The following is a 4,400-nucleotide window of genomic DNA, read 5'->3' on the forward strand; positions in this document are numbered from 1 at the left end:
ACTCAGGATTAAACTGATTACACTGATTACCCTGATTTGATTTTGTAATGATTTTAAAATGATTTGGGGGAGATTTAAGCGAAAGTATCCGCTAAGATCTCCCCGAATCATTTAAAATCCAAAGTAATTAAATCAGGGTAATCAGTGTAATCAGTTTAATCCTGAGTCAGACAAACTCCGCGTAATTCGCTATCTTTGCGCCTTACAAAAAGAGGCATTATGACGCTGCAGCAAAAAGCATTACTGTTTGACTTGAACGGTACTATGATCAACGACATGGAATATCACCTGGAGGGTTGGTTTAACATGTTAAATAAGCTGGGCGCCAATCTTCCCAGGGAAATTGTAAGAAGCCATATGTACGGCAAAAATGAAGAGCTGCTGGTGCGTGTTTTCGGGAAAGACCATTTTACCGCTGAGCAGATGGAGGAGATTGCCCATGAGAAAGAAGTATTGTACCAGGAGGCTTTCAGGCCCCACCTGGAGCTGATTGCGGGGCTGCCGGCCTTCCTGGAGAAAGCCGCTGCTGCGGGTATCCCGATGGCAATTGGCTCTGCAGCCAATACTTTCAATATCAATTATGTGCTTGATAACCTGCATATCCGCCACTACCTGAAGGCCATTGTGAGCGCCGACGATGTAACCACCAGCAAACCGGATCCGGAAGTTTTCCTCAAATGCGCACAGGCGCTGGGCGTAGCGCCCGGTGGTTGTATTGTATTTGAAGATGCGCCCAAAGGGGTGGAAGCAGCACTGAATGCAGGTATGGAGACCATTGTATTAACCACCATGCATACACGGGAAGAGTTTGCCGCTTATAACAATATCAAGGCATTTGTAGCTGATTATACCGATCCGGTGTTGCAACAATTGTTCGTATAAACAAGGAATATTGCAATATAATTTCCTAATGTCGGCAGCGTATTATAAATTGCCGGGTTATATTTATATAAATAATTGCTGGTATGACACGTTATTCAGGGCAATCAAGAATGCTGGTGGCAGTTGATTGCATCATTTTCGGTTTCGACGGGGAAGAACTAAAGCTGTTGCTGATCAAGCGCGGATTTGAACCACAGAAGAATAAATGGAGCCTGATGGGAGGATTTGTGCAGGCCGACGAAAGCTTTGAATCGGCCGCTGCACGGATACTACATAAGCTCACAGGCCTGGAAGGGGTATATATGGAACAGCTCTTTGCCTTTGGCGAACCCGCCCGCGACCCGGTGGAGCGTACCGTTTCCATCACCTACTTCTCCCTTATCGATATCAATCAGTACAAACTGCAGATCAACGATGAGTACCATGCAGAATGGATAGCACTGGACAAGCTGCCGGACCTGATCTTTGACCATACCGAAATGGTGAAGATGGCCCAGGAAAAGCTCCGTTATAAAGCGGCTATACATCCCATCCTTTTTGAACTGCTGCCGCTGAAGTTCACCATTCCACAGTTACAGCTGCTGTATGAAGCGGTGTACGACGTTACTTTTGATAAACGTAATTTCAGCCGCAAGGTATTGTCTACCGGCCTGCTGATCAAACAAAAGGATAAAGACAGGCTCAGCTCCAAGCGCGGCGCCTTTTACTTTAAGCTGGACAAGCGTAAGTACAACGCCAAATTCAATGCTTTCCTGAATTTTGTAACAGATCCCGGCAACTTACGGTAAGCCGATCCAGATAGTACCCTTCACTGGCGTATAGTTCAGCATTACATTTTCCTGGCTTTCAGGCCCCATCTGTGCGGCATCCTGGAACTTAGTGCCTATGGGTGAAATAGCGCTCAGAAAGCCGATATCACCATCCGGGAAGGCCGGCGCGGTATTGTTGTTGGCCGCCCCTGCAGGCGCCTGTGGCCGGAATACCTGTAAAAAGGTACCTTCATTCCCCGTATAAAAGGTAAATGCCTGTTCTTTTGTATGGAACGTGGCCTGGTATACATTGGCATGATAGCCTTTAAATTCCGGGTATTCCCAGCTTTCGCCCGTCACCGTATTGTTATAGGCTTTATACCAGCTGCCAAACAGTTGGCCCTGTAACCTGTTTTTCCACACCCGGTAGGGTCCTTCACCGATCCACGACAGCCCCGTTACTTTTTCTTCCGGGTAGCGGAAAGTAATGCCGCTGTAAGGCGTGGCGCCTTTAATGCTGTAGCTGTAGTCCAGTTGCACCGGAACGCCCGGTTTAAAGGTCCATTTTACTTCAAGAAAACCATTCCCCCCGTAATGGGCAACGATAAAATAGCCGCTGGAATCAGTGCCGGACCTGAATGCTTTCAGCTCCTGGGAAACGCCTGCCAATACCGGCCCTCCGCTTAGTGATATGCTGCCTTTAGGTGTCCGGATCTGTAACAGCTGGCCCGTGGTGCGACTGAAATAATAAGTACCTGTACCATTGTTCACCGAAAGGGTATCATGATTGGTGGCAACATCCAGCCGGCCGGTTATTGCCGGAAACTGTTGCACCACACGGGACGGTGGCTGCAGCGGCCAGCTCCGGGTAAGGATATTGCGTCCGTAGCTGTCCTGCACATTTACATATAAAGCGTCTGCATCCTGCCAGCCATTGGGAAGGGATAGTTCCAGGAAGCCTTTGGTATGGGGAGCCAGATCAGGTGAATTGATCCGGCCGGAGGCAATGGTATCTGTTTTATTATTTTTTCCGGGAGATGTAAACCGCAGCAGCTGCCATGTAAACCGGCACCGGGACAATGGCGTATAGTCGTAACGGTTCTCCACCGATATACGGCCATCGAAGGTGGAAGGGGTTATAACGGGCAGGGACATATGTACCGGCGACCATATCTGGCGGATGGTATAGAAGCTGCCTTCCTTTTCCCGGTGGGGGCCTACAATACCATCCGGGGCATGGTTGCCGTCGGTGTCGATAATGCCGTTTTTATCAGTGCGTACCAGTCCTTCGTCGCTGAACGCCCACAGGAAGCCGCCGGCGCAGCGGGGATGCTGCAGCATGCGGTCCCAGAAATCGGCCAGGCCCGCGCCCATGCCGCCATCATAGAGGCCATGCATAAATTCGGTGGGCATATAAATGTCCTGATCGTACAGGCTGGAATTAACAATATAATTGAAGTTGGGGTAATGTTTGGTGTCCACACCATTGTATCTTTCCCACGGATGCAATACCGGGCGCTGCTGTGGGTCGTACAGGCGGTAGTCGCCATCCAGGGCGCGGTTAAAGCCTCCTTCGTTGCCGTTGTCCCATGCAATAATGGAAGGATGGTTCACATCGCGTTCCACCAGTTCCTTCACCAGTTTACGGCCTACTACTGTGTCGTATGCTGCCTGCCAGCCGGTGAGTTCATCCAGTACAAACAGGCCCAGGGAATCGCATACGTCCAGGAAGTGTTCATCCGGTGGGTAGTGCGACATGCGCACGGCGTTCATGTTCATATCTTTCATCAGGTTCACATCCAGGATACTGATATCTTTACTGAGGGTACGTCCTGTTTCGGGCCATGCGCTGTGGCGGTTCACGCCTTTCAGCATTACTTTGGTACCATTTACGTATATGCCATCCCGTGGTCTTATTTCAATGGTTCTGAAGCCAAAGGGTTGGGATATGCGATGTATGGTTTGGTTACCTTTTTTAATTTCCACTACTGCCAGGTAGCGGTTGGGAAACTCCGCACTCCAGGTGGCCGGATGACCGGTTTGCTGCTGCAACGTATAGGCGGCAGGGTTATTGGCTGCGGAAGGTACGGTTACAGCGGGCTGAACGGGTTGCCCTGCCATAGTTAGCACCTGTGCACTGAGAGAATATCCCTTCGGCAATGGGGTAGTGGATACCTGCGCAGTGAAAAGCCCGTTGGCAGTAGCATTAATGGCCAGGTGGTTAATATGGATCAATGGCTTCACTTCCAGGAACACGGGCCTGTAAATGCCACCCAGGATCCAGAAGTCGCCATTCCTTTCCGCGCGGTTTACGCCTGCATTAGCCGACATTTTGCTCACCTTTACTTCCAGGAGGTTGCTGCCATTCCGTAATAATTTGCTGACATCGTACCTGAACCGGTAAAAGCCGCCCTGGTGTATTTCGCCGGCAAGCCGGCCATTTATTTTTACTTCGGCATCGGTCATTACGCCATCAAAAACAATATTCACCTGCCGCTCACGCCAGTTATCCGGGGCTGTGAAGCGGTAGCGGTACAATCCTTCTTCATCGGCTTTAACTTTGTCGTGCCCATAGTTATAGCTGCCGAATCCCTGTTGCTCCCAATTGGATGGAACGGGAATAGTGGTCCATTTACCACTGCGCTGTCCGCCGGAACAACGGAACTCCCAGTTAATGGTATGGTCTTTATCTGTACCTGAAAGGTAGATGTATCGGGTTTCCTGTGCGAACGCTGTGTGCAGGCATAACATACCCACGAGCAGCAGTGC

The 4,400-nt window shown here is 50.0% G+C and carries 3 protein-coding genes; 2 read left to right on the forward strand and 1 reads right to left on the reverse strand.

The window, feature by feature from the left end:
• Nucleotides 1–219 precede the first annotated feature (219 nt).
• A complete protein-coding gene (locus VN105_RS04855) occupies nucleotides 220–882 on the forward strand; it encodes an HAD family phosphatase (RefSeq protein ID WP_325638484.1) in 663 nt (220 codons plus the stop codon).
• Between the two features lie 83 nt (nucleotides 883–965).
• Complete coding sequence (locus VN105_RS04860; protein ID WP_325638486.1) at nucleotides 966–1,670, forward strand: NUDIX hydrolase; 705 nt, start codon at nucleotides 966–968, stop codon at nucleotides 1,668–1,670.
• Here VN105_RS04860 and VN105_RS04865 read toward each other — a convergent pair.
• The coding region (locus tag VN105_RS04865) for a glycoside hydrolase family 2 TIM barrel-domain containing protein (RefSeq protein WP_325638488.1) at nucleotides 1,662–4,400 on the reverse strand (2,739 nt) is incomplete at its 5' end. The two genes, VN105_RS04860 and VN105_RS04865, sit on opposite strands and share 9 nt — an antisense overlap.

It is taken from the genome of Chitinophaga sp., from assembly GCF_035564935.1.
GTDB lineage: Bacteria > Bacteroidota > Bacteroidia > Chitinophagales > Chitinophagaceae > Chitinophaga.